The sequence below is a fragment of the Flavobacterium sp. CSZ genome (assembly GCF_015350725.1).
Classification (GTDB): Bacteria; Bacteroidota; Bacteroidia; order Flavobacteriales; family Flavobacteriaceae; genus Flavobacterium.
The window spans coordinates 1-22,484 of sequence record NZ_JADKPQ010000009.1 but is presented as its reverse complement, the minus strand read 5'-3'; the positions used below and the strand labels follow the sequence as shown (position 1 = coordinate 22,484).

The 22,484-nt window shown below is 34.2% G+C and carries 23 protein-coding genes; 11 read left to right on the top strand and 12 right to left on the bottom strand.

Annotated elements, in window-relative coordinates:
* Positions 1-4: 4 nt before the first annotated feature.
* From IRZ78_RS11845 to IRZ78_RS11830, 4 genes are all read left to right on the top strand, one after another.
* Positions 5-370, top strand: coding sequence for a 6-phosphogluconate dehydrogenase (locus IRZ78_RS11845; RefSeq protein WP_194616749.1), 366 nt, complete (start codon positions 5-7; stop codon positions 368-370).
* A gap of 1 nt (position 371) precedes the next feature.
* Positions 372-920, top strand: a complete 549-nt coding sequence (locus IRZ78_RS11840; protein ID WP_194616748.1) for an acyl-CoA thioesterase — start codon at positions 372-374, stop codon at positions 918-920.
* A gap of 30 nt (positions 921-950) precedes the next feature.
* Positions 951-1,346 (top strand): VOC family protein, encoded by a 396-nt coding sequence (locus IRZ78_RS11835; protein ID WP_194616747.1) that lies wholly within the window; start codon positions 951-953, stop codon positions 1,344-1,346.
* Positions 1,347-1,673: 327 nt separating this feature from the next.
* Positions 1,674-2,243, top strand: coding sequence for a YceI family protein (locus IRZ78_RS11830; RefSeq protein ID WP_194616746.1), 570 nt, complete (start codon positions 1,674-1,676; stop codon positions 2,241-2,243).
* Between the two features lie 3 nt (positions 2,244-2,246).
* Here IRZ78_RS11830 and IRZ78_RS11825 read toward each other — a convergent pair whose 3' ends face one another.
* Positions 2,247-3,158 (bottom strand): TIGR01777 family oxidoreductase, encoded by a 912-nt coding sequence (locus IRZ78_RS11825; RefSeq protein ID WP_194616745.1) that lies wholly within the window; start codon positions 3,156-3,158, stop codon positions 2,247-2,249.
* A 98-nt stretch (positions 3,159-3,256) separates the two neighbouring features.
* Here IRZ78_RS11825 and IRZ78_RS11820 point away from each other — a divergent pair, with 98 nt between their 5' ends.
* The 4 genes from IRZ78_RS11820 to IRZ78_RS11805 are packed head-to-tail and all read left to right on the top strand — an operon-like array spanning position 3,257 to position 7,370.
* On the top strand, positions 3,257-3,919 hold the full coding sequence (locus tag IRZ78_RS11820; protein ID WP_194616744.1) for a TetR family transcriptional regulator C-terminal domain-containing protein: 663 nt from the start codon (positions 3,257-3,259) through the stop codon (positions 3,917-3,919).
* Positions 3,916-5,220, top strand: coding sequence for an AarF/UbiB family protein (locus tag IRZ78_RS11815; protein ID WP_194616743.1), 1,305 nt, complete (start codon positions 3,916-3,918; stop codon positions 5,218-5,220). The genes IRZ78_RS11820 and IRZ78_RS11815 overlap by 4 nt, the downstream gene beginning before the upstream one ends.
* A gap of 41 nt (positions 5,221-5,261) precedes the next feature.
* Positions 5,262-5,945, top strand: coding sequence for an SDR family oxidoreductase (locus IRZ78_RS11810; RefSeq protein ID WP_194616742.1), 684 nt, complete (start codon positions 5,262-5,264; stop codon positions 5,943-5,945).
* 6 nt (positions 5,946-5,951) lie between these two features.
* Positions 5,952-7,370, top strand: coding sequence for an SDR family oxidoreductase (locus IRZ78_RS11805; protein ID WP_194616741.1), 1,419 nt, complete (start codon positions 5,952-5,954; stop codon positions 7,368-7,370).
* 554 nt (positions 7,371-7,924) lie between these two features.
* On the opposite strand, the gene IRZ78_RS11800 is transcribed toward IRZ78_RS11805, so the two are convergent.
* The 9 genes from IRZ78_RS11800 to IRZ78_RS11760 all read right to left on the bottom strand — a co-directional run bounded on the left by IRZ78_RS11800 (position 7,925) and on the right by IRZ78_RS11760 (position 16,679).
* A complete protein-coding gene (locus IRZ78_RS11800; protein ID WP_194616740.1) occupies positions 7,925-9,220 on the bottom strand; it encodes a deoxyribodipyrimidine photo-lyase in 1,296 nt (431 codons plus the stop codon).
* 152 nt (positions 9,221-9,372) lie between these two features.
* Positions 9,373-9,834 carry an SRPBCC family protein gene (locus IRZ78_RS11795; protein ID WP_194616739.1) on the bottom strand — a complete coding sequence of 154 codons (462 nt, stop codon included), beginning with the start codon at positions 9,832-9,834 and terminating at the stop codon, positions 9,373-9,375.
* A gap of 188 nt (positions 9,835-10,022) precedes the next feature.
* Entirely contained in the window at positions 10,023-10,463 is a 441-nt protein-coding gene (locus tag IRZ78_RS11790; protein ID WP_194616738.1) for a sterol desaturase family protein, read from the bottom strand.
* A 166-nt stretch (positions 10,464-10,629) separates the two neighbouring features.
* Complete coding sequence (locus IRZ78_RS11785; protein WP_194616737.1) at positions 10,630-11,469, bottom strand: phytoene/squalene synthase family protein; 840 nt, start codon at positions 11,467-11,469, stop codon at positions 10,630-10,632.
* A gap of 3 nt (positions 11,470-11,472) precedes the next feature.
* On the bottom strand, positions 11,473-12,939 hold the full coding sequence (gene crtI, locus IRZ78_RS11780) for a phytoene desaturase family protein (RefSeq protein WP_194616736.1): 1,467 nt from the start codon (positions 12,937-12,939) through the stop codon (positions 11,473-11,475).
* A 39-nt stretch (positions 12,940-12,978) separates the two neighbouring features.
* A complete protein-coding gene (locus tag IRZ78_RS11775; RefSeq protein WP_194616735.1) occupies positions 12,979-13,878 on the bottom strand; it encodes a MerR family transcriptional regulator in 900 nt (299 codons plus the stop codon).
* A 72-nt stretch (positions 13,879-13,950) separates the two neighbouring features.
* The gene (locus tag IRZ78_RS11770; protein ID WP_194616734.1) at positions 13,951-14,913 is read right to left on the bottom strand and encodes an ion channel; all 963 of its coding nucleotides are present in this window, start codon (positions 14,911-14,913) and stop codon (positions 13,951-13,953) included.
* A gap of 135 nt (positions 14,914-15,048) precedes the next feature.
* On the bottom strand, positions 15,049-15,549 hold the full coding sequence (locus tag IRZ78_RS11765) for a hypothetical protein (protein WP_228520451.1): 501 nt from the start codon (positions 15,547-15,549) through the stop codon (positions 15,049-15,051).
* A gap of 185 nt (positions 15,550-15,734) precedes the next feature.
* Positions 15,735-16,679, bottom strand: coding sequence for a DUF4421 family protein (locus IRZ78_RS11760; protein WP_194616733.1), 945 nt, complete (start codon positions 16,677-16,679; stop codon positions 15,735-15,737).
* Between the two features lie 367 nt (positions 16,680-17,046).
* Between IRZ78_RS11760 and IRZ78_RS11755 the strand changes: the two genes are divergently transcribed.
* Together IRZ78_RS11755 and IRZ78_RS11750 are read left to right on the top strand one after the other, a co-directional pair.
* Positions 17,047-18,033, top strand: coding sequence for a hypothetical protein (locus IRZ78_RS11755; RefSeq protein WP_194616732.1), 987 nt, complete (start codon positions 17,047-17,049; stop codon positions 18,031-18,033).
* Positions 18,034-18,035: 2 nt separating this feature from the next.
* The gene (locus IRZ78_RS11750; RefSeq protein ID WP_194616731.1) at positions 18,036-18,734 is read left to right on the top strand and encodes a hypothetical protein; all 699 of its coding nucleotides are present in this window, start codon (positions 18,036-18,038) and stop codon (positions 18,732-18,734) included.
* A gap of 132 nt (positions 18,735-18,866) precedes the next feature.
* Here IRZ78_RS11750 and IRZ78_RS11745 read toward each other — a convergent pair whose 3' ends face one another.
* Positions 18,867-20,531, bottom strand: coding sequence for a serine hydrolase (locus tag IRZ78_RS11745; RefSeq protein WP_194616730.1), 1,665 nt, complete (start codon positions 20,529-20,531; stop codon positions 18,867-18,869).
* A gap of 78 nt (positions 20,532-20,609) precedes the next feature.
* Complete coding sequence (locus IRZ78_RS11740; protein WP_194616729.1) at positions 20,610-21,422, bottom strand: helix-turn-helix domain-containing protein; 813 nt, start codon at positions 21,420-21,422, stop codon at positions 20,610-20,612.
* Between the two features lie 181 nt (positions 21,423-21,603).
* On the opposite strand from IRZ78_RS11740, the gene IRZ78_RS11735 reads away from it, so the two are divergent.
* Positions 21,604-22,374: a hypothetical protein gene (locus IRZ78_RS11735; RefSeq protein WP_194616728.1), complete on the top strand. Its 771-nt coding sequence runs from the start codon at positions 21,604-21,606 to the stop codon at positions 22,372-22,374.
* The last annotated feature ends 110 nt before the right edge of the window (positions 22,375-22,484 follow it).

Genomic DNA, 22,484 nt, shown 5'->3' with positions numbered 1-22,484 from the left:
TTTTATGAAAAGAATTCTAATCATTATCGCAGCAATTTGTGTATTGGCATTTACGGCTTATTTCGCCTTTATCTATTATGTTCCTTACAGCGAGGGATATCGTTCAGGCGAGTTAATCAGAATGAGCCATAAAGGAGTGCTAATGAAAACCTGGGAAGGTGAATTGAGCCAGGGTGTTTCAGGATCGCAAATTTTTAGCTTTTCGGTTTTAGACAGTGATAAAGAAGTAATAGATCAATTGAATAATCTACAGGGACAATATGTAAAATTGACTTATGTAGAACGCTACAGAACGTTTAGCTGGTGGGGAGATTCCCATTTTTTTATCACTGCTATTCAAAAAGAAAACTCCCCATTTAAATATAAATAATATGACAACAGACTTTAAGCCGGTATCTTCATCAAAAATCAGTATTTCAGAATTAATGCTCCCGTCGCATACTAACTTTAGCGGAAAAATTCACGGAGGTTACATCCTGCAATTACTGGATCAGATTGCGTTTGCTTCTGCCTCAAAATTTTCAGGAAATTATTGTGTAACGGCTTCTGTTGATACGGTGAATTTTTTAAAACCAATTGAGGTTGGTGAACTGGTTACAATGAAAGCTTCTGTAAATTATGTAGGTCGAAGCTCAATGGTTGTGGGTATTCGTGTCGAAGCCGAAAATATTCAGACAGGAGCAATTAAACATTGCAATTCCTCTTATTTTACAATGGTAGCGAAAGATAAAGATGGGAAAAGTGTTCCGGTACCGGGATTAATTTTGTCTAACCTTGACGAAGTTCGTCGTTTTAGAAAAGCAATCAAACATATTGAACTTAGAAAAGAGGTCGAAGAACATGAAAAAGTAACCAATGTAAGCTCTATTGAAGATTTGGCAGGTTTAGCTAAATACAACGTATTATTAGAAATTAGCTAGAATAATTCTCTCCATTTAAAACTAAAGAATATGGTAAAGTTTGGATACACAATATTATATGTAGAAGATGTCGAAAAGTCAATTGCATTTTACGAAAACGCATTTGGTTTTTCAAGAAAATTTGTAACTCCTGAAAAGGATTATGGAGAATTGATCACTGGAGAAACAACGATTTCATTTGCTTCAAAAAAATTAGCAGCTCAAAATTTAAAAGATGGTTTTATCGAAAGTAATCCTGAAGATAAACCTTTTGCAATCGAGATAGGCTTTATCACCGATAATGTTGACGAATTGGTACAAAAAGCAACTTCATTTGGTGCAATAATGGTAAAAGAACCAACGCAAAAACCGTGGGGACAAATTGTAGCATATTTAAGGGATCTTGATGGTTTTTTGATTGAGATTTGTACAGAAGTAAAAGGATAATGTTTTCAGTATGATTTCATTTTATATGAAAATTGGAATTATTAGATGTGTATGTAGTCCCTACGGGCCGATAATAATGTGACATTATCTTTCATTTCACATTTTCAAAATCCATATTTTACATCAAAAAAATATTTCACAAATATTTGGCAAAAATCGGCAACCGTGTCCGTGAAAATTTCGTAACTTTAAGTATAAACATTTGGTTATCACTTTTTCACGGAGTACTGCCATTCAATTTTTAAAAACTTATATTAAGTCCAGTTTTTTTTCTCTTCTTAAAATAAAAAAAATCGAATGACATAATTGTTTAAATTATTGACGATTATGAAAAAAACTACTTTTTTTATTTTGCTATTTACGGCCTATTCTGTTATCGCACAGGATAAATTTTTCACCAATACAGGAACTATCAATTTTGAAGCTTCGGTACCTTTCTTCGAAGAAGTAAAAGCTGTAAACAGACAGGTTGCCATTGTTCTGGAACCTAAAACAAGTACATTAATTTGTACTGTGCTTGTTAGAGATTTTCGTTTTAAGTTAGACATGATGCAAGAACATTTTAACGAAAACTATATGCAAAGCCGTCGTTACCCAAAAGCTATTTTTAAAGGAAAAATCGAAAAGTTTGATTTAAAGGATATCAATGAAACGGAGAAAGAATATCAAATAAAAGGGAAATTGGTTTTGCGCGGAAAATCGAAAGATGTATTGGTAAGTGCTTTAATTAAAAAAGTAGATGGCGGAATTCAGATTATATCTGACTTTCCTATTTCTGTATCTGATTTTAATATTCAGATTCCGAACGAAATAGCGGCTAAAATTTCAAAAACGGCCAACACCGAATTAATTGGAGTCGTTAAAACCAATGATTCGATGTATCTTACTTTAAAATGAAATTTAATTCAGACAGCTTGCAAGTGCAGTTTCTAGATCAGTAAATTGAAAATCAAATCCCATTTTTTCTATTTTTTCAGATGAAACCCTTTGGCCTTCTAAAACAGCCACACTCATTTCGCCCAAAACTATTTTAAGCACAAATACAGGTGCTTTTGGGAGCCAGATTTTGTATCCAAATAAGTTTGCGAGGGTTTTAGATAAACTCGCGTTTGTGGTGTTGTCTGTAACGCAGGAATTATAAGGACCATGCATTTGCTCGTCTGCAATTGCTTTCAAATAAATATTGCATAAATCCTCGATATGAATCCACGGAACATATTGTTTGCCTGTGCCTAAAATGGCACCAAAACCAGCTTTAAAACTTGGGGTAATTTTTTTAAGGAAACCTTCGTCTTTGCCCAATACAATGCCGGTTCTCACTTTTACGGTTCGAATGCCTAACGAATTTATTTGATCTGCCGCTTTTTCCCATTCCTGACAAGTAATGCCTAAAAAGTCATTTGCCGGCGGTGTATTTTCGGTACATATATTCTGGTTGGTATGAGCACCATAAATTCCAATTGCTGATGCAGACACAAATGCATCCAGCTTTTTATTCTTTTTCTCTAAGACAGAAAAAATAAGATCGATAGGCTGTGTACGGCTTTCGAGTATGTCTTTTTTACGTTTTTTAGTCCATCGCTTTTCAACAATTCCTTCTCCTGATAAATGAATAATGTAATCTGCTTTTGTTATCGCTTCTTCATCAATATAATTGCGGGTCAAATCCCATTTGTAATACGTGATCGACGAAGTGTTTTTTCTATCAGAACGGCTTAGAATTGAAACTTCGAAACCATTGTCAATAAGTAAATCAGTAAGGTGTTTGCCTATAAATCCAGTTCCTCCGGTTAGTAAAATATTTTTTGCCATGATAGTTTATAATTTATTTAACAGCGTATTTTGTTTAACGATAAGTAAAGATACTTAAACATTGATTACCTTTAAGGCAAATTAAAAAATTTAATAAGATGGAAGCTAAAAAGAAGACTATCAGTAAAGAAGACATCGTTTCAATATATATGGAAGAAGTTCTGGAAAAAGGACAAAAGCCAAAATCGGTTTATCATTTCGCAAAAGAAAATAATTTTACCGAAGCCGAATTTTATGCCTTTTTTGGAACACTAGAAGGTTTAGAAAAAGAAATATTCAGATTGTTTTTTGCCAACACAGTCGATTTGTTGCATAAAAACACCGATTACCTGGAATATGATATGAAAAATAAAATGTTGAGTTTTTATTTCACTTTTTTTGAAATCCTGACGGCCAACAGAAGTTATGTTTTACAATCCTTAAAATTCGATAGAAATCCGTTAAAAAACTTAGTACAGCTTACTACGCTTCGCAATAGTTTTAAAGAATATGTATCAGAAATCCTAACCGACGATTACAGATTAGAACAGGAAAAGTTACAGAAATTTCAGGAAAAAGGAATTCAGGAATCTGCCTGGTTGCAATTAATGCTTACGATAAAATTCTGGGTTGATGATGAATCAGCCGCTTTTGAGAAAACAGATATTTTCATCGAAAAATCAGTTAATGCTTCATTTGAGTTAATGAATGTCACACCACTAAATCACTTGATAGATTTAGGTAAATTTCTTTTTAAAGAAAAAATCTACAGCAAACAATGAAAACAATCGATTATATACCAACGTCAAAAATAGAAAGAGCCAGTAAACTGGTGCAAACCGGTGCTAAAATAGGTGTAAACTATGTGAAGCATTATGCCGAAAAAATGGTTAATCCTGATTTGACACGCGATAAACTAAACGAAAATAACGCTGAAGACATTTACGACGGACTGAAAAGCCTGAAAGGAAGCGCCCTAAAAGTGGCCCAAATGCTTAGCATGGACAAGAACTTTTTGCCTCAGGCGTATGTCGAGAAATTTTCTTTATCTCAATTTTCAGTTCCGCCGCTTTCTGCTCCATTGGTTTTAAAAACCTTTAAAACTAATTTTGGAAAAACGCCTTACGAAATCTTCGATGAATTCAATGCCAATTCTGTCAATGCAGCCAGTATTGGTCAGGTACATTTGGCGGTAAAAGACGGAAAAAAGTTAGCCGTTAAAATTCAATATCCCGGTGTTGCCAATAGTATTTCATCAGATTTAGCTTTAGTAAAACCCATCGCAATTCGAATGTTTAACCTTCAGGGAAAAGATTCTGATAAATATTTTAAAGAAGTCGAAGACAAACTCATCGAAGAAACCAATTATTTACTCGAATTAAAACAAAGTGAAGAAGTAGTTGAAGCGTGCAGTAAAATCGAAAATTTACTTTTCCCAAGATATTATCCTGAGTTTTCGTCAGAGAAAATCATCACCATGGACTGGATGACCGGAATTCATCTTTCTGAATTTACCGCCATCAATACAGACAAAGAAGTTGGCGATAAACTAGGGCAGGCACTTTGGGATTTTTATATGTACCAAATTCATGTTCTTAGAAAAGTACACGCAGATCCACATCCCGGAAACTTTTTGGTAGACGATCAAAACCGTTTGATTGCGCTTGATTTTGGATGTATGAAAATAATTCCCGAAGAATTTTATGTGCCGTATTTTGAGTTAATTAATAAAAATGTAATTACTGATAAAGCACTTTTTAATCAAAAGTTGTTCGAGTTAGAAATCCTTCGTCGGGATGATACTCCGGCAGAAATCGAGTATTTCACTGAGATGTTTCATGATTTGTTATCCCTTTTTACGAAACCATTCCAAAATGAAACTTTCGATTTTGCTGATGAAACTTTCTTTGACAGCATTGCCAAATTAGGCGAACGTTTCTCTAATGATACGAGCCTCAAAAAAATGAACGGAAATCGTGGATCTAAACATTTCATTTATATGAACCGTACCTTCTTTGGTTTGTACAATTTAATGTTTGATTTGAAAGCGAAGATTGTCGTTAGTAATTATCTAAAATATTAGAAGAAAATAATCTTCCGAGAATCAAAATAAACATCAAAAAAATGAGAAATATTGTAATCATCGGAGGCAGTAAAGGTATCGGAAGTGCTATTTTGTTGCAACAGCTAGAGACAAATCGGGTTTATAATATCAGTAGAAGCGTACCAAAGCTAACGCATCCTAACCTTACGCATTTTAGTTTAGATGTTTTAAAGGACGAACTTCCGGATATTGCAGAAGTCGATACTTTAATTTACTGTCCTGGCTCAATTACGCTAAAACCTATTTCGAATTTAAGTGTTGATGATTTTAGAAACGATTTTGAAATCAATGTTGTTGGTGCTGTAAAATCGATTCAAAAATATTTGCCTGTTTTAAAAAGAGGTTACGAATCTTCGATCGTTTTATTTAGTACCGTTGCCGTAAAATTAGGAATGCCTTTTCATGCCAGTATTGCAACGGCAAAAGCAGGTGTCGAGGGTTTGACAAAATCTCTGGGAGCTGAGTTGGCAACTGTAGTCAGGGTTAATGCAATTGCACCTACAATTACTGAGACTTCGCTTTCTGCTTCCATCTTGCGAAACGATCGCATGAAAGAAAATATGGTCGAGCGCCATCCTATGAAAAATTATTTAAAACCTGACGAAGTTGCAAATATGGTTGATTTCCTGATTTCTGAAAAAGCAAATTCCATTTCAGGTCAAATTTTCGAAATGGATTATGGTTTAGTGAATTTTAAAATTTAAACCACCATGAAAATTCTCTTAACAGGCGCAACAGGGTATATTGGCAAACGTCTTTTACCGATATTAGTGGCCCAAGGACATCAGGTAATTTGCTGTGTAAGAGATAAAAACAGATTTTACATACCTACAGATTTTCTGCAAAAAGTACAAGTCATTGAAGTCGATTTTCTTGAAAAAGAAACACTGACAGCAATTCCTGCTGATATCGATGCTGCTTTTTATCTCATTCATTCCATGTCGGGTTCTGATACCAATTATGATGAATTAGAAAGTATTTCAGCAGCTAATTTTACCGAAAGAATAAATCAGACTCAGGCACAACAAATCCTCTACTTAAGCGGAATCGTAAACGATAAATCACTTTCTAAACATTTGGCTTCCCGTAAAAATGTCGAAAGTATTTTAACCAAAGCAAAAGTGCCGCTGACTACTTTAAGAGCCGGAATTATAGTAGGATCGGGGAGCGCTTCATTCGAAATTATCCGCGATTTAGTCAACAAACTTCCGGTGATGATTACTCCCAAATGGCTCAATACAAAATGCCAGCCTATTGCAATAAATGATGTTTTGGAATTTCTTTCGAAATCACTTTTAAATCCGGTAACTTACAACCAAAGCTTTGATATTGGCGGTCCGGATATTTTAACCTACAAGGAAATGTTATTGGCTTTCGCCGAAGCAAAAAATCTCAAACGGTACATTTTTACTATTCCCGTCATGACACCTAAATTGTCATCATATTGGTTGTATTTTGTTACCTCAACGTCATATAAACTGGCATCGGCTTTGGTAAGCAGTATGAAAGTCGAGGTTATTTGCAACGATCATCGCATTAATGAGCTTTTGCGAGTGAACCCCATGACCTATAAACAAGCGCTTTCGAGAGCTTTGATCAAAGTCCAAGAAGATAAAGTGGCCTCAAGCTGGAAAGATTCCCTTGTAAGCGGACGTTTTAACCGCAATATCTCAGCACATCTAAAAGTTCCTAAAAAAGATTGTTACATCGACCGAAGAAAAAAGGAAATCGAAAATCGCGATTATACCATAGATAGAATCTGGTCAATAGGAGGCGAGACAGGTTGGTATTACGGCGATTGGCTCTGGAGTTTACGAGGCTTTATCGATAAGCTTTTTGGTGGCGTAGGTTTGCGCCGTGGCCGAACCAATAAACACGACATTCATTCCGGCGATGCTTTAGATTTTTGGCGTGTTTTATACGCCAATAAACAAGAAGGAAAACTGATCTTATACGCCGAAATGAAACTTCCCGGTGAAGCCTGGCTCGAATTCAAAATCATACACAATACTTTATATCAGGCTGCAACCTTCAAACCCAAAGGTATTTTAGGAAAACTATATTGGTATTCTGTTTTACCGTTTCATGGTTTTATTTTCAACGGAATGCTTAATAAATTGATTAAGTAGGTTTAGGAGCTGTTTCCTGCTAACCGCTATATCTTTTGTGGATCGCGATAGCTATCCAGGCTAGGGATACAGTTTTCATAAAAACTTTTATCTATTAATATTTACAACCTCAATCTTGTCATCTCGGAATAATTTTTATTCTAAAAAAAAACAATATAAAATGACATTTACCGCAAAGTGCGCAAAGGTTTGCACAGGGTTCACTAAGCTTTGTCTTTATTTCGCTTTGCTTTGAGATCACTAAGGGATTGTGAAATAAGCTTTGCCATGATAGGCAGATGACACGGATTTGCTTTGCAAAGACTCGGATTTAAACAGATTTTTTATTTAATTCCAAAAAACGTCATTGGTAGGAACGAGGGATCACACTAGTAACTCGACAAAGATTAGAAATTCATTTTTATTATAATAACAAACCCGACAGGTTTTTAAAACCTGTCGGGTTTACTTTTAGGAATGGAGTTTCTTGCAGAGATCTTTCCTTCGTTAGGATGACAAGATTGGGGTAAAAGTTTCGAAAAGTATTGGAATTTGGAATTAAAAAAAATGGAATTTTACTTAATGATTCCCTTCTTATAAGTCTCAATAGCACGATCCCTCGCAAAAGCATGATCCACCATAGGCTCATTATATCCTAAATCAAATTCCGGAATCCATTTGCGAATGTAGATTCCTTTTTCGTCGAATTTCTTTTGTTGAATTTCCGGATTAAAAACCCTGAAGTATGGTGCGGCGTCGCATCCTGTTCCTGCAGCCCATTGCCAGTTGCCTACGTTTGATGCCAATTCGAAATCCAGTAATTTCTCAGCAAAATAAGCTTCGCCCCATTGCCAGTTTATGAGTAAATGTTTGCACAGGAAACTTGCTACTACCATACGAACGCGATTGTGCATATAACCGGTTTCGTTAAGCTGGCGCATTCCGGCATCGACCATAGGGTAACCCGTAGTCCCGGAACACCAACGTTTAAAATCTTCTTCGTTATTTCGCCATTGAATACCATCATAAGCCGACTTGAAATTGTGATTGACACAATTTGGGAAGTTAAACAGAATCTGGATAAAGAATTCTCTCCAGATTAATTCGCTCAAAAAAGTCTGGTTTTTCTTATTCGCCCAATTGACTAATTTACGGATACTAACCGTCCCAAAACGTAAATGTGGTGAAAGATAAGAGGTGCTGTCTAAAGCTGGAAAATCTCTGGTTTCTTTATAATTACCTATTTGGGTTAAGTTGTGCGGAAATACTTTTATAGTGCTTCTTTCAAAACCTATTTGGGATAGTTCAGGAAAAGTAAATTGATTTTTGGCAAAATTGCTGAACAAAGGTTTTGTATCATATTCAAAAGCTTGTCCTGAAAGATGGTATTTCTCCAGCCATTTGTTTTTATAAGGCGTGTAAATCGTGTACGGAAGTCCATCAGCTTTGTTGATTTCTTTTTCTTCAAAAATCACATGATCTTTGAATGAGAAAGCTTCTATGTTATTTTCTTTTAATAAAGCTGAAATAGCCAAATCACGTTTTATCGCGTAAGGTTCATAATCTTTATTGAAGAAGATTTGCTGAATATCTAATTCTTCTGTAAGTGATTTCCAAACGTCGAAAGTTTTTCCTTTTTTGATTAATATAGAGGAATCAATTGCGTGAAGTTGTTTGTTTATGGCTTTGAGCGAATCATAGATAAAACTAACGCGCGCATCATCTTTAGGAAGATTTTCCAGGATATCTTGATCAAAAATAAATAGCGGGATTACCGGAAATTCAGATTGCAGGGCATTGAATAATCCGATATTATCATCTAGACGTAAATCACGTCGAAACCAGAAAAAAGTAACTTTTTGTTTTGTCATTTTATTATATTTCTTTTATCACAGATTAAAGGATTTTGGTTTCACGCAGATTCTGCAGATTTATTTTTGATTTTAATTTAATAAATCTGTGTGTATCTGCTTAAATCTGTTTAGATCTGCGTTAAAAATTACTATTCATCTGTGACAGACTATTATTTTGAATTGAATAGTTCTTCGATTTTTTTGTGGCGATATTCAAAAATGGATTTCAGTTTATTCCTGACCATTATTGTATTGGCGAGTTGGCCTAAGAAACCAAATGGTAAGGCATAATGTACCACATCGGTCATTTTTGTGCCGGTTTCTGTAGGTTCAAAAAAGTGTTTGTGATGCCATAATGCGTAAGGACCAAAACGTTGCTCGTCTACAAAATATTGGTTTTCTGATGAAACGGTTATGATGGTCATCCAATTTATTTTAATGCCCAAAAGTGGTTTTAAAGTATAGGTAATTACTTGTCCCGGATACATGCGTTTGCCATCGAAATCCTCAATTACGAAACTCATATCATCAGGTGTTATGGTTTGCAGGTTTTGTGGACTGGAAAAAAAGTCCCAACATTTTTCGATACTGGCGTTTAAGTGTTGTACGGTTTCTAGTTTATATACTTTCATAAAATTGATTTACATTTTACTTGTTGGTTATTTTTTAACACATAGAGACATAGATTTCGAATGATCAAAAAAGCGTTTCACTTATCTAAATGCACATAGCTATGTGTAAATAATGTATTATTTATTTTAATCTTCTTTAAAAAGAAAAAATCTATGTTTCTATGTGTTATTTTTTTCGTACCAACGGTTTACATTTTATAATATTTGAAAGGAACGAATAACATCCCGAAGCATTCTCCGTGTTCTTTTCCTAAATGTTTGTGGTGTATTTTATGGGCTTTTCGCAAACCAATGAGGTATTTATTTTTGGTGTTTTTGAACCATTTAAATCGCTGATGAATTAGAACATCATGAATTAAAAAATAGCAAGCGCCGTAAGTCGTGACGCCGCAAGCGATGAAAAACAAATAATTGAAGCCGCCCTGAACGCCAAAATAAAAAAGAACAATACTTGGAATGGCGAAAATGACAAAGAAAATATCGTTGCGCTCAAAAGTATCTTCGTATTTGGGTTGATGATGATCTTCGTGAAAATACCACATAAGTCCGTGCATGATGTATTTGTGTGTAAGCCAGGTAACACATTCCATGAAGAGAAAAACGCCTAAAAAGATGAAGAAAGAAATCATTTTTTATGTTTTGAATTGTTATTATAATTAAACTCAATCAATCTTGTCATTTCGACGAAGGAGAAATCGCACTATCCCGAAGCTTCGGAACATAAAGAAAAGCGTCAATCTTTGTCGATTAACGAGTGTGATTTCTCGTACCTCGAAATGATAAAAAATGCGAAATCTAAACCAGTTTTAACTTGTAAGTTACAAAAGATTGCGCTAAAAGCCCGGCTTTTGTATAATTTGAGACTCTTATTCGTGAGCTTCCAATTTCGTAATATGGTGTTTTTTTTAGTTTTTTTAGTAATTTTTTGTAATAGATATAAGCGGTGTAAACCCCAAATTGTGCTTCGATAGGCAATTTTACAATTCCCTGATAGGCGACTCTGAAATCTTCTTCGATTTCGTTGATGATGGTGGTTTTGGCATTTTCGTCGAAAGAATTTAAATCGACTCCGGGAAAATAATTTCGGTTTAAAACCAAATTATCATCTTTAAGATCCCTCAGAAAATTCACTTTCTGAAATGCCGATCCTAATCGCATCGCTTCGTTTTTCAACTGCTCGTATTTTTGATGGTTTCCTTTTACAAAAACTTTCAAACACATTAAACCCACAACATCGGCAGAACCGTAAATATAATCTTCGTACTCGGTTTGGGAGCTGTAGGTTGATTTGATGAGGTCTAATTTCATACTTTTAAGGAAAGCCTGAACAAGATCATCGGTAATATTGTATTCCTTTACGGTATGCTGAAACGAGTTGAGGATAGGATTTAAGCTAATGCCAAACTCAACGGCTTTGTAATATTCTTTTTCGAAATCATTGATGAGGTTTTCTTTGTCGTAATCATGAAATGAATCGACAATTTCGTCAGCAAAACGCACGAATCCGTAGATGCTGTAAATCGCTTCGCGAATGCTTGGTGATAGCATTTTGACCGCCAGCGAGAAGGATGTACTGTAGTTTTGGGTGACCAATTTGCTACATTTGAAAGAAACGGTGTCGAATAGTGATTTCATTTTTTACGATCTAAAAGATTTTTGAATTAACTCGGCTACTAGTTTTCCTGAAATTAAAGCAGGCGGAACACCTGGTCCGGGAACGGTTAATTGTCCTGTGAAATATAAATTACGAACTTTTTTACTTTTTAGTTTTGGTCGTAAAAAAGCCGTTTGCAATAAGGTATTCGCCATTCCGTAAGCGTTTCCTTTGTAAGCGTTATAATCGGTTACGAAGTCATTCTTGCAAAATGATCTTTTAAAGATAATGTTATTTTTAATTTCTTGTTGGGTAAGCTGCTCAAAACGAGTGATGATTTTTTTGAAATATTCTTCTCTAAGTGCTTCATTGTCATTAATTCCCGGCGCTAACGGGATAAGAAAAAATCCGCTTTCCTTGCCTTGCGGTGCTGCGCTTTGATCTGTTTTTGATGGAAAATTGGCATAGAACAAAGGGGCATCGGGCCATTTTGGTTCATCGTAAATATCTGCTGCATGTTGGTTGAAATCAACATCAAAAAATAAAGCATGATGCGAAATGTTTTCAATTTTTTTATCAAAACCCACAAAAAACAAAAGCGACGATGGCGCGAAAACGCGGCTTTCCCAATATTTCTCTGAATAGGCGCGGTGCTCGATATCCAGTAAAGTTTCGGTATGATGATAATCGGCTCCGCTTAAAATGACATCGGCTTGTATCGTTTTTCCATTGATGACGATTGCTGTTGCGGTTTTATTCTCGACTACTATTTTTTCGATAGCAGCATTGGTTTCAATCGTAACACCAAGTTCGAGAGCCAGTTTTTCGATGCTGCGAACAACATCGAACATTCCGGTTTTGGGGTGCCAGGTTCCTAAGCCAAAATCGGCATAATTCATAAAATTATAGAAAGATGGTGTTTTGGTAGGTTTTGCGCCCAGAAATAAAACGGGAAATTCCAAAATCTGAATTAGTCGTTCGTTTTTGAATTTCTTGCGAATATCAGTACTTACGGTGCTAAAAAACTGATTGAGTTTTTTAGTGGTTTCAACGGTAATTAATTCCAGAGGAGAAACTCCGGGACGATACACCAAATCTTTAATCGCAATATCATAATTGCTTTTAGCCTGCTTGATGAAAGTTTCGAGTTCATGGCCACTTCCTTTTTCGATACTTTCAAAAGTGGTTTTTATTTCTTCGAGATTGTCATATATACTGATGAAATCATCTACTCCAAAATAAACCCTGTAAGCAGGATTTAGTTTTATAAGCTCGTAATAATCGGTAGTTTTTTTATTGAAATCCTGAAAGAAACGTTCAAATACATCTGGCATCCAGTACCAGCTTGGTCCCATATCAAACGTGAAACCCTCTTTTTTGAACTGTCTTGCCCTGCCGCCAATAGATTCGTTTTTTTCATAAAGAGTCACTTTGTTTCCTTGTTGTGCCAAGTAACATGAAGCGGCTAACGCAGAGAAGCCTGATCCTATTATTGCTATTGTTTTTTTCATTTGTTTAACAAATGTACAAAAACTTTAAACAAAATTAGCTTATAGCATGCTAATTGTTTCTTCCATAGAGTCGAAAATTCGTATTCTTTCGGGCAGCATTTTCTGGTCAATGTTTTCGACCATATTGCCCATAAGCCAAATTTCGTTGTTTTTTTGGAGTAATTTTTGCCCCATTGATTTTACATATTGATTGATAACACTGCGATCCGGCTGCACTGTCATGAAAGATATAAATGTAATATTCTCGAAATGTTTGGTTAAATCCTGAAGATTTTCAATTGGCATACTTTCGCCCAAATAAATGGTTTTGTAGCCATGGGATAAAATTTCATATTGTAGGTATAGCAAACCTATTTGGTGAATTTCGTTTAATGGTAACGAAAGCACAAAAATTCTATTGGTCTTAGTAGGTTTTAATATTTGAAGACTTTCGGTATAGATTAATATTTTTTGTTTGATCAAATGACTCATGAAATGTTCATTTGCAGGAGTTATGGTTTCTGATTGCCATAGTAATCCTAATTCTTTCAATAAAGGAAGAAAGTGATCTTTGAAAACTTCTTTGAATGATTTCTCAGAGATTAGCCAATCGAAAGTATTGAAGAATATTTCCTGGTCAAAATTCATCATGGCCATTTTGAATGAAGTTATGGCGTAATTCTGAGAATTTTTCTTCGAAATAATTTCACGAACCAATTGCGGAATCTTTTCTTCGGGATACGTAGCAATTTTAGAGATTTTATATCCGTATTCGTGTAATAAAGTAATGTTTAAAAGCTTCTGTAAATTTTGTAGGTTATAGAGTCTAATGTTAGTGTCAGTACGCATTGGCTCTAAGATGTTATATCTTTTCTCCCAGATACGAATGGTGTGTGCTTTTATTCCTGATAAGTTTTCGAGGTCTTTTATGCTGAAAACAGTCTTAATATTGTTTATCATTACTGGTTATTTGGTGAACAAAAATAGGATAAAATCTGAGATTTGTCTTAAAATCTTCTTAAGATTAGAGAATTAATCGAATTTGATCTTGGAGAATTTATTTAATTTATCTAAATGCAAAATTGTTTTAGAACTGTCTTTGCTTCGATTGTACATAGTTTCGAATTTGGCGCCATAAATGATTTCATTAAAAGTATATGATGTTCTCGCGGCTACTGTATTGCTATACATATTATCGAAAGTGGTTATAAAGACGAATATCTCACCGTGTATTTTTTTGAAATCGTCTTTGGTAAAATTGTACAGTGGACTGTCTTCGGTAATTGGATGTACCAGAGTCCAGCTTAACGAAAGAGCATTTATTTTATCTAATTCGAGTTCCAGACTATAAAATTTATTGGTTTGCTCTCCATTTTCTTCCACACTCATCACTAAAGTTATTTTCGCTGTAGCATCTGTAAAATTGGTATTTTTAAAAGGTACCAGACGTATCATTAATCCTTTGTTTTTTCCGTAAGGTGAAATTAGGGCATTATCTGAAAATTTTAAAAAGGCGGTTGGTTTGCTAAATCTTCCAAAAAATAAACCTGTTGCAATGGCAAAACTTAATAAGCCAATTAAAGCTTCGGCTGCTGATAGGGCACTTGTTAAAAAACCTGTTGGGCTAATGTGTCCGTAACCTACCGTGGTAAAGGTTTGTGCACTGAAAAAATAGGCTTGGCCAAATTGGGTTAAAACGCTTTGAGATTGTTCTATTCCGTCGAGATGTTCAATGCCAATGGCATAATAGATCACGGCAAAAATAAAATTGAGGACAATGTAAAAAATAAACAAAATCGACATGAATTTCCAGTTGGGCATATCAATCATGGTGTGATACCAACTGATGCGGCGAAAAAGGTGCATGCCTCTTTTTTCGATATTAGGGGTTCCGTCTTTGTTTACAAATCTTCCTCCGTAACTGTTTGCATTGGCTCCAAAGCCGGAGTTTTTATCGGTTTGTGCTTTGTGGTTTATCTTTTTTAAAAGTGCCATTAAAATTTTGGATTAAAGGACAAATGTAAGCATAACTTTGAGATGAAATTAGGTCGAAGTTTTTGGAATAAAAAAAGCAATCTGTATAATTGATTTTTACAGATTGCTTTAGTAGTGAATATGTTTTATGTCGCTTTATTTACAAAAAGTTGCTTTGTTTTTTATAGCGCTCTGGCTGCCTAATTCGATTGCTTTAGAGAAATCTTTGCAGGCATTTTTTTTGTCTCCCATTTTATTGTAGGCCAATGCTCTTAAGTTGTAAGCAATATAATCTTTTGGGTTTAAACCAAGTGATGAGGTGCAATCGTCAACGGTTTCTTTAAAGTTGTTTAGTTTGTAATTTACATTGGCTCTGCCGGTAAAGGCATCTGCGTTCATGCTGTCGAGGTCGATTGTTTTGCTAAAATCAGCCTGGGCGCCTTTTAGATCGTTGAGTTTAAATTTTGCAACACCACGATTTTGGTATGCTTCGACGAATTTAGAATTCATGCTAATGGCTTTTGTGTAATCGGCAATTGCGCCTTTTGTGTTGCCGGCTTCGGCTTTTTTCATGGCTTTGTCAAAATAGCCGGTTGCAGATTGTGCCCAAGCAGAGCAAGTGATCATAATAAATGATACAATTAAAAAGTGTTTCATAAACCAATTTGGGATTAGGTTAGTAGGTTAAATAATTCTGGAAACGAATTTAGTAAAGTTTTGTTTTGTTGGGAAAGTTCTTTTGTGAAATAAATATTATTTAATTTATTTTTTTTGGGAAATTTGTTTTTTGTTGTGGTAAAACCTTGTAAGCTAGGTTTTTATTTCTGTTAAAAAAAGATTATTTAATCTGGTTTCTTATTACGAACAAACGGATTGGAATTTAGCCTCCAGATATACCCAATTTGTAAATTTCCTGACGATAAAGCAATGTTGTTAGTGTCATTGCCTGAGAAAGAAGAAAATATAAGGTTATTGATATATGATAGACCAAGAGACCAATTTTCTTTATTATAACCAACAGATATTCTTGGAAAAAATGTAGGGTAGATTTCTATCTTTCGTTTGCCAAAATCGTTTATTCTTTCAGTACCAAAGTTTACCCCCATAGTTGCTGATCCGCTGGTAAACCATCTTTTGTTAATTGCCCAGGTATAAGCATAACCTCCACTTACTCCGAATTGGAAATTACGTAATGAATTTTGAGATTTGTGTACAAAAGAGCTGTCAGAACCTATTTTGGTAAAATAAGCACCTCCGCCAAGCAAAAAGCTTCCGGCTGATTTTAATTGTCTTTCGTTTTGATTGAAAGCAGCTTTATAGGAGAATTTCTTATTATTAAAAACATATTGGCCAAAAGCGCCATATTGCTGAATATTTAAGTCAGGATATAATTGTATGTTTTTATCCGATTGATCTGAAGTATAAAAACCGTGATATTTTTGTATAAAAAGGTCTATTATGAACTTTTTTCCGTAATGGTGAATTTGAAAATCAAGTGCTTTGGTTTTTCCTTTTTCATCATCTTTGAGGAAACTCAAACTATGACCATAGCTTAAATCGATGATGGTATTTTTTATAGAAACTCCAAAACCTAAACTCATCGGTGTATTGGGCATGAAATTTTTAATTTCTCCGTCTGTTTCCTTTTCCATCGAAATAAATCTCATCGATAGATAAGTTCTTAGGGAAACTTTATTGTAAAAAGGTTTAATATACGTTGTGTCAATCTGCGCCTGGCAAAAATAAGGAAGGATAAAAAAGAGGAAAAAAGAAAAATATAATTTCATAACGATGTCAAACGCAAAATAAGGGCTCTTAGTATTTTAGGAAAACCGATTAAAAAGGGTTTATAGGTTTTAAAAATAAGACGCAATGAATTGATTTTAGTTACAAAATTTATACTCTAATGTAGGTAAAATCTATTTTAGAGTTATTCTATTTCTTTTCATAAAACGATAATTTTATTTAAAAAGGGATTCATTTCTTAATTGAGATTTTATTCTAATTTCTTTTCTGCTATAATTTTTTATGTAAATTTGATTGGTGTCTATTTGTACAACAATGTTATAATTGATAGATATACTCAAAAAAAGTAATGTTTTTTTTCTAAAATAAACGTTTTAATTAGTAACCCCCAATAATAATTAAAAAGGAATGAGAAAGTATTTTGCCCTTGCTTTTGGCGCGCTCTATATGTTATTTTTTGCGATTCCTTTTCCCATGATAATTTATTATTCTGTAAATAATGAATTTGATATAAATACGCTAAAAGATAAAGATCCATGGTTGGCTTTGGCTATAGTTTCGATTTCGATAATTCTTTGGCTGATTGTTTTAATGGGCTATTTCCGTAAATGGGTTCTTCAAATTTTTATTTCAAAAAGAAATATAGAAAAACTAAAGTCAGGCGGCGTATTGCGTGAAGCAAAAATTTTAAGCGCTGTAAAAACATCTAAGCCCAATGAGAAATTCAATACCTATGAACTTGAACTATCATTTAAAAACCTGGCCGATACAGAAATTACAAGCAAGACTGTTATTACGGATGCTAGACCTCATCAAGGTCGTTTTGAAACGGGGAAAAAATTAAGTTTAATACTCGACAGAGATGCAAAAGAGGCTCCGCATTTTATCATTGCCACTACAGAAGTGGGATTAAATGTAATAAGAGTAGGGTTTATTGTATTGGGCTGGCTGGTATTTGTGGCCGGAGTAGTTGGCTATTATATTTATTCGTATCAAACCGAAAGTTATGGTATGGGCTGGCGTTTTATGAGTTTTGGGCATCCGCTGATTGTGTGTCCAATAGTACTTTTGTTTTTTAGGTATCTTTTAAAATTTATCTATAGTAAGCTTACAGGATTAAATAGTAGTTCATCCATGATTAAGTTTAAGGGAATAAAAACCTGGGCCAAATTGGTTAAAGTGAGCCAGACCGGGACTTATATTAATGATCAGCCGGAAATTCGTTTTGAACTTGAGTACACGGATAATAAACATCATGTTCATCGCAATAGCCTGAAAAAAGTGATCAGGCTTCTTGATCTCGATATTACGAAACAGGAAAAGATAGAAATTTTTTATCTGCCTGATAATCCAAACCAAATTGCTTTTGCCAGCGATTTAAATACTATAGACTAAAAATGAGAAAATTAATTATACTACTAATTTGCTGTCATCTTTTGTTAGGTTGTCAGCAGGTATCTAGAAGTATCGATGAGACCTTTAAACCGAATGATACGTTAGTTCAAAAGGAAAAAGAAAGTCCTGTGCCTGAAACGACAGTAGATACTCAGATTGACGTTCAGCAAATTATAAAAACAGCACTGGAAACACATTCTGTAACTCATACACATACTGAAGGTAAGAATGTCGATCTTTTGACTGATACAAAGGAATTAGAAAAAGCGGAAGAGGCTTTGAGAAAATTGCCTCAATATGCCGGAAAAGAGATTTTTATTTATTCGACGCTGTATTTTTATAATGACGGACTCATTAATGTTATGCTTCAGCATCCTACAAATCCTAAATATGTTGATATTTATGATTATAAAGAGGGTAGGTGGTCTGAGCCTAAACCTCTTCAGTTGTCGGTTAGGGATGATGTGCAAAAGCGTTTAGTTTCGCTTAATAAAATAAAATTTGTAAATGTTGCTAAAGTCACCACTACTTATAATGAGAAAACAAAAGAAATAGAAGGAGCCAAACCACTTACAAGTGCGTATGTTTCTATTTGGGATAATCAGATGCGATGGTATCCTTCGAGTATTAATGGGAGCAGAGAAAGATATTCTATACAGTTTAATGATGACGGAAGTTTAAAAGCATTTAAGCAGGAGTAAGGCTTTTATGTTGGATATTTATAATTAGCCTGACTTATTGATGGCATTAAAAAAGGTAAAACAGATTGTATGTTTTACCTTTTTTAATTCTTTATGCTATTTGGTGTGAATTATAAAATCAAACCGACAATTTTATTTTAAAATCGCCGGCAATAAATAATCGTGAACTATTTTGTCTGCCTGGGCATGTCCGTACGGTTTGTTAAAAGCTTTTGAAGTGATTATAACTACAAGCGGTAAATCTTTAAAAATTATAAATTCGTTTCCGCCATTCCCGGCGCAGTAATAGGTTTCATAATTTTTACCCTTATAATTAACGGTTTTGTTCCAAAACAAATAACTGTAGAATTGGTTGTCTTGCCCCGGAATTTCGATTTGTTTTGTCAGAGTTTTTTCTACCCACTTTACAGGAAGTATTTGCTGGTTATTCCAAAAACCGTTATTTTTGTATAACTGAGCATATTTAGCATAATCCAATGAAGTCATTTGAAGGCTTCCTGCGGTATTTGGTACTTTTTGCGGTGTATATTGCCATTTGTAATTGGTGATGTTTAAAGGTTTGAAAAGTTTTTCATCGGCATATTTTTCAAGACCTTTAGGGGTATTCTTATCCAGTATATCTCCTAAAACAACTACTCCCGCAGTAAAATAATCCCATTTGCCGCCATTGGTTTTGGCGGGATCAGTGGGTAAATCCAATGTAAATTTTACCCAGTTCTCTGTAGGATACATATTTTCTTCGTTTCCTGGTGATTCGCTATCGATATCTGAACCTTCAAATGAAGAGCTCATTGTGAGAAGGTCTTTTATTTTTATGCTGTCTTTTTTTACGTTGTAATTTGTATATTCTTTTAAGTTGTAAAAAGTATTAAGCGTTTGGTTTTCATTTTTAATGTATCCATCATTTATAGCTATCCCCATAAGTGTCGATGCAAAAGATTTTCCTGCCGATCGGGTGTCATGCAAGGTATTTCTATTGGCGTCATTAAAATATTCTTCTATCAAAAGTTTGCCATTATAAACAGCAACAACGCTTGTTATTTCTTTTAGGTTGTAAGAAGCAATTTCCTTGTTTAGCAATTCGATTTTTTTCTTGTTGAATTGAAAGTCAGAAATCTCCCATCCGCTGTTTGGTACTATCTGTTGTATTTCCATTTGTTTGGCGGTCACTTTAGGAGTTTTTATGATTAATTTAATTTGTCCTATGGCTATTAAATTTCCCACTATTGCTTCGTTGTCTTTATTCGTTATGATATAAGGTCTAACTTCAATTCTTAGCGTATGAGTTCCGTTTGTTAATGCTTTTTCGCCGCCATTAAGTTTAAAACGATCCCACATATGCAATGACCATAGATTTTGGGCTTTTGAGCTGGTTAGTGGAATAGTCAATGCTGTTGAGGTATTCTTGCTGCTTCCGTATCCAAAATTGCATCCTGAGTTAATATTATCTTTATAAATGAATTTGTTATCAATATAAAAAGCAAACTGAAGATTGCCTGTTTCTACAAGTTTGTCAGCCGACAAATTTGGGGCTAATTCATGTAAGTAGTTCGTTATCGAGTTATCCAGAAAAATCCTGATGTTAAGGTTGGATTTGTATGTAAGATTAAACGACTGAAGAAAATCGGTTTTTTTATATTGGTCTAACGGAATGTTGCCATCCATAAAAGTAACTTTCCCGATGTTTGATTGATGAAGTTCTCCGGTAATTCCTTCGGTTTTAAAAAGATCTGCATTCTGGCTAAAACCAGTAAGGCAGAAAAGGCTGATTGCAAATAGAAAAAATGTTCGTTTCATGTTTTTGATTGATTTTGATTGAGGTGTAAAATTATGCAGCCGGCAGCATTAAAAATTGTACCAGATTAACATTTTGCATTATTTCATTAAAAGTAATTTTAAATGCGCAGAAGGATTTAATCCGTTTACCTCTTTGAAGCATCTTGTAAAATGGCTTTGGTCAGAAAACCCGCATTCGTAAGCAATTTCGGTTAAGGATTGTTTTTGTAAAGACAGTAACGAAAGTGCTTTTTCGACCTTTAATTTTCTCCTGTATTCGCTTAAAGTACAGTGAAAGTATTTAGAGAAATCTCTTGACAAGTGAACAGGGTGTATTTCGGCTATTTTAGATAAATATTCTAATGAGATGGTGTCTCCAATCTGGTCGTGAAGAATTTCGTCAATAATTTGTACCCATTTTGGATTTTTGTATAATAATGAATTGTTATGCGCGCTGAGTTTTGATAAGATTTCGATCAGTAAGGTTTGGGTTGAAAAATCTACAGCAGGGCCTTCAATTTTAGCTGCTCTGAAAACTTTATACATTAAAAACTTGATTTCCGGTTTAGAGATATTAATACTTCCCTGCAAATTCTCATCTGATAATGCTATAGTATCAAACCAATGTTTTTCGATTTCAAGATGAAAACCTCTGGTAAATCCGTCAGGTTTTATATTATAATGGGGTTCCTGCCAATTATGAAAAAGCAAACTTCCGGGAGAGCAATTGTATACTTCCTTTTTATTACCCTCGATAACATTTCCTTCTAGTATAAAAGTAAAATAAGCATTCTCATGATAATGCCAGTCTACTTTGCTGTGGGTGTAAACAGTATCTGTGAGTGTTATTCCATCCAGAGCAATGGTTTCATTGGTTTGTCCGTAAAATGTACCTTTTTGCAGATGTTTCATACGATTGCATTATTTTTTAGTAGGCTGAGGTGTTTTGAATGAATCTTAAACATGATATAAGCTAGTGCGCAAAGAGTCAGTTCATTTATTAGAAGAAATAAATCAAAGAAGGTTACAGAAATAATTGAATTTAATTTAGATTGTTTTATTTTGGTCTAACTTAGAAATCATAATAACAAAAATGCAATCACTTTTTACAACATTCTGTCTTCTGTTTTTTACTTTTAATGTATCGCTGGCACAGACCAATCACAATGACCTGAAAGATGTTAACCTGAAAGGGAATGTAAAATCATTTGGACAATGCTTTCTTGAAGGCGTTTCGATGCCTCTTGCAGCTAGTAATAAAATGTGCCGAATGGGAATTGGGAATACTTACAATGAAAAAGGCTTTCTTATTTCATCTAATTCTGTTTCTTATAATGCTAAAGTACTTGAAATAAAATATTATTATGATACAGATGGTGTTCTTAATGCGTCTGACTATTATTATCCGGGAACAAAAATGAGCCAATCATTTCTTATTACTGTAAAACAGGATACGGCTAAAAATGAAGTAAGTTATTGGTTTTATGAGGGAAGTATCTTGCAGTCGAAAACAGTTTTCATTCGTGATAAGAAAGGAAATTTAGTTGTACATATGAATTATGATAAGGATGAGAAGCTAAATATGGAAAAACATTATGAATATGATGCTGATAATTATAAAATAAAAGAATCGTTTTGGAGTGTTGGTCCTTCGGGATATTTAGATAAACCAATACTTAAAAGTGTGGTTACGTATAAAAATGATGAATTCGGCAATCCTGTAATGAAAACCAATTCTAGTAGTAAAGAAACGACCGCTTATACTTATAAATATGATAGAAATGGTAATTGGTTGCTGTGTACTTCTTATAATGACAAAGGAGAAATTAATCAAATAGCCGAACAATATTTCGAGTATTATTAATGAATACGATAAGAGATTTGTTTTTAAATGAAAAAAAAACGGATGAGAGTCCGTCATTTCTGTAAAGATTCTAAAATGAAAAAAGGTCAAGTAAATTAATACTTGACCTT

What these genes read in the sequence shown, in the direction of transcription:
- IRZ78_RS11845 (WP_194616749.1), top strand. Translation starts at nt 5, where the DNA reads ATGAAAAGAATTCTAATCATTATCGCAGCAATTTGTGTATTGGCATTT.
- IRZ78_RS11840 (WP_194616748.1), top strand. Translation starts at nt 372, where the DNA reads ATGACAACAGACTTTAAGCCGGTATCTTCATCAAAAATCAGTATTTCA.
- IRZ78_RS11835 (WP_194616747.1), top strand. Translation starts at nt 951, where the DNA reads ATGGTAAAGTTTGGATACACAATATTATATGTAGAAGATGTCGAAAAG.
- IRZ78_RS11830 (WP_194616746.1), top strand. Translation starts at nt 1,674, where the DNA reads ATGAAAAAAACTACTTTTTTTATTTTGCTATTTACGGCCTATTCTGTT.
- IRZ78_RS11825 (WP_194616745.1), bottom strand. Translation starts at nt 3,158, where the DNA reads ATGGCAAAAAATATTTTACTAACCGGAGGAACTGGATTTATAGGCAAA.
- IRZ78_RS11820 (WP_194616744.1), top strand. Translation starts at nt 3,257, where the DNA reads ATGGAAGCTAAAAAGAAGACTATCAGTAAAGAAGACATCGTTTCAATA.
- IRZ78_RS11815 (WP_194616743.1), top strand. Translation starts at nt 3,916, where the DNA reads ATGAAAACAATCGATTATATACCAACGTCAAAAATAGAAAGAGCCAGT.
- IRZ78_RS11810 (WP_194616742.1), top strand. Translation starts at nt 5,262, where the DNA reads ATGAGAAATATTGTAATCATCGGAGGCAGTAAAGGTATCGGAAGTGCT.
- IRZ78_RS11805 (WP_194616741.1), top strand. Translation starts at nt 5,952, where the DNA reads ATGAAAATTCTCTTAACAGGCGCAACAGGGTATATTGGCAAACGTCTT.
- IRZ78_RS11800 (WP_194616740.1), bottom strand. Translation starts at nt 9,220, where the DNA reads ATGACAAAACAAAAAGTTACTTTTTTCTGGTTTCGACGTGATTTACGT.
- IRZ78_RS11795 (WP_194616739.1), bottom strand. Translation starts at nt 9,834, where the DNA reads ATGAAAGTATATAAACTAGAAACCGTACAACACTTAAACGCCAGTATC.
- IRZ78_RS11790 (WP_194616738.1), bottom strand. Translation starts at nt 10,463, where the DNA reads ATGATTTCTTTCTTCATCTTTTTAGGCGTTTTTCTCTTCATGGAATGT.
- IRZ78_RS11785 (WP_194616737.1), bottom strand. Translation starts at nt 11,469, where the DNA reads ATGAAATCACTATTCGACACCGTTTCTTTCAAATGTAGCAAATTGGTC.
- crtI (WP_194616736.1), bottom strand. Translation starts at nt 12,939, where the DNA reads ATGAAAAAAACAATAGCAATAATAGGATCAGGCTTCTCTGCGTTAGCC.
- IRZ78_RS11775 (WP_194616735.1), bottom strand. Translation starts at nt 13,878, where the DNA reads ATGATAAACAATATTAAGACTGTTTTCAGCATAAAAGACCTCGAAAAC.
- IRZ78_RS11770 (WP_194616734.1), bottom strand. Translation starts at nt 14,913, where the DNA reads ATGGCACTTTTAAAAAAGATAAACCACAAAGCACAAACCGATAAAAAC.
- IRZ78_RS11765 (WP_228520451.1), bottom strand. Translation starts at nt 15,549, where the DNA reads ATGAAACACTTTTTAATTGTATCATTTATTATGATCACTTGCTCTGCT.
- IRZ78_RS11760 (WP_194616733.1), bottom strand. Translation starts at nt 16,679, where the DNA reads ATGAAATTATATTTTTCTTTTTTCCTCTTTTTTATCCTTCCTTATTTT.
- IRZ78_RS11755 (WP_194616732.1), top strand. Translation starts at nt 17,047, where the DNA reads ATGAGAAAGTATTTTGCCCTTGCTTTTGGCGCGCTCTATATGTTATTT.
- IRZ78_RS11750 (WP_194616731.1), top strand. Translation starts at nt 18,036, where the DNA reads ATGAGAAAATTAATTATACTACTAATTTGCTGTCATCTTTTGTTAGGT.
- IRZ78_RS11745 (WP_194616730.1), bottom strand. Translation starts at nt 20,531, where the DNA reads ATGAAACGAACATTTTTTCTATTTGCAATCAGCCTTTTCTGCCTTACT.
- IRZ78_RS11740 (WP_194616729.1), bottom strand. Translation starts at nt 21,422, where the DNA reads ATGAAACATCTGCAAAAAGGTACATTTTACGGACAAACCAATGAAACC.
- IRZ78_RS11735 (WP_194616728.1), top strand. Translation starts at nt 21,604, where the DNA reads ATGCAATCACTTTTTACAACATTCTGTCTTCTGTTTTTTACTTTTAAT.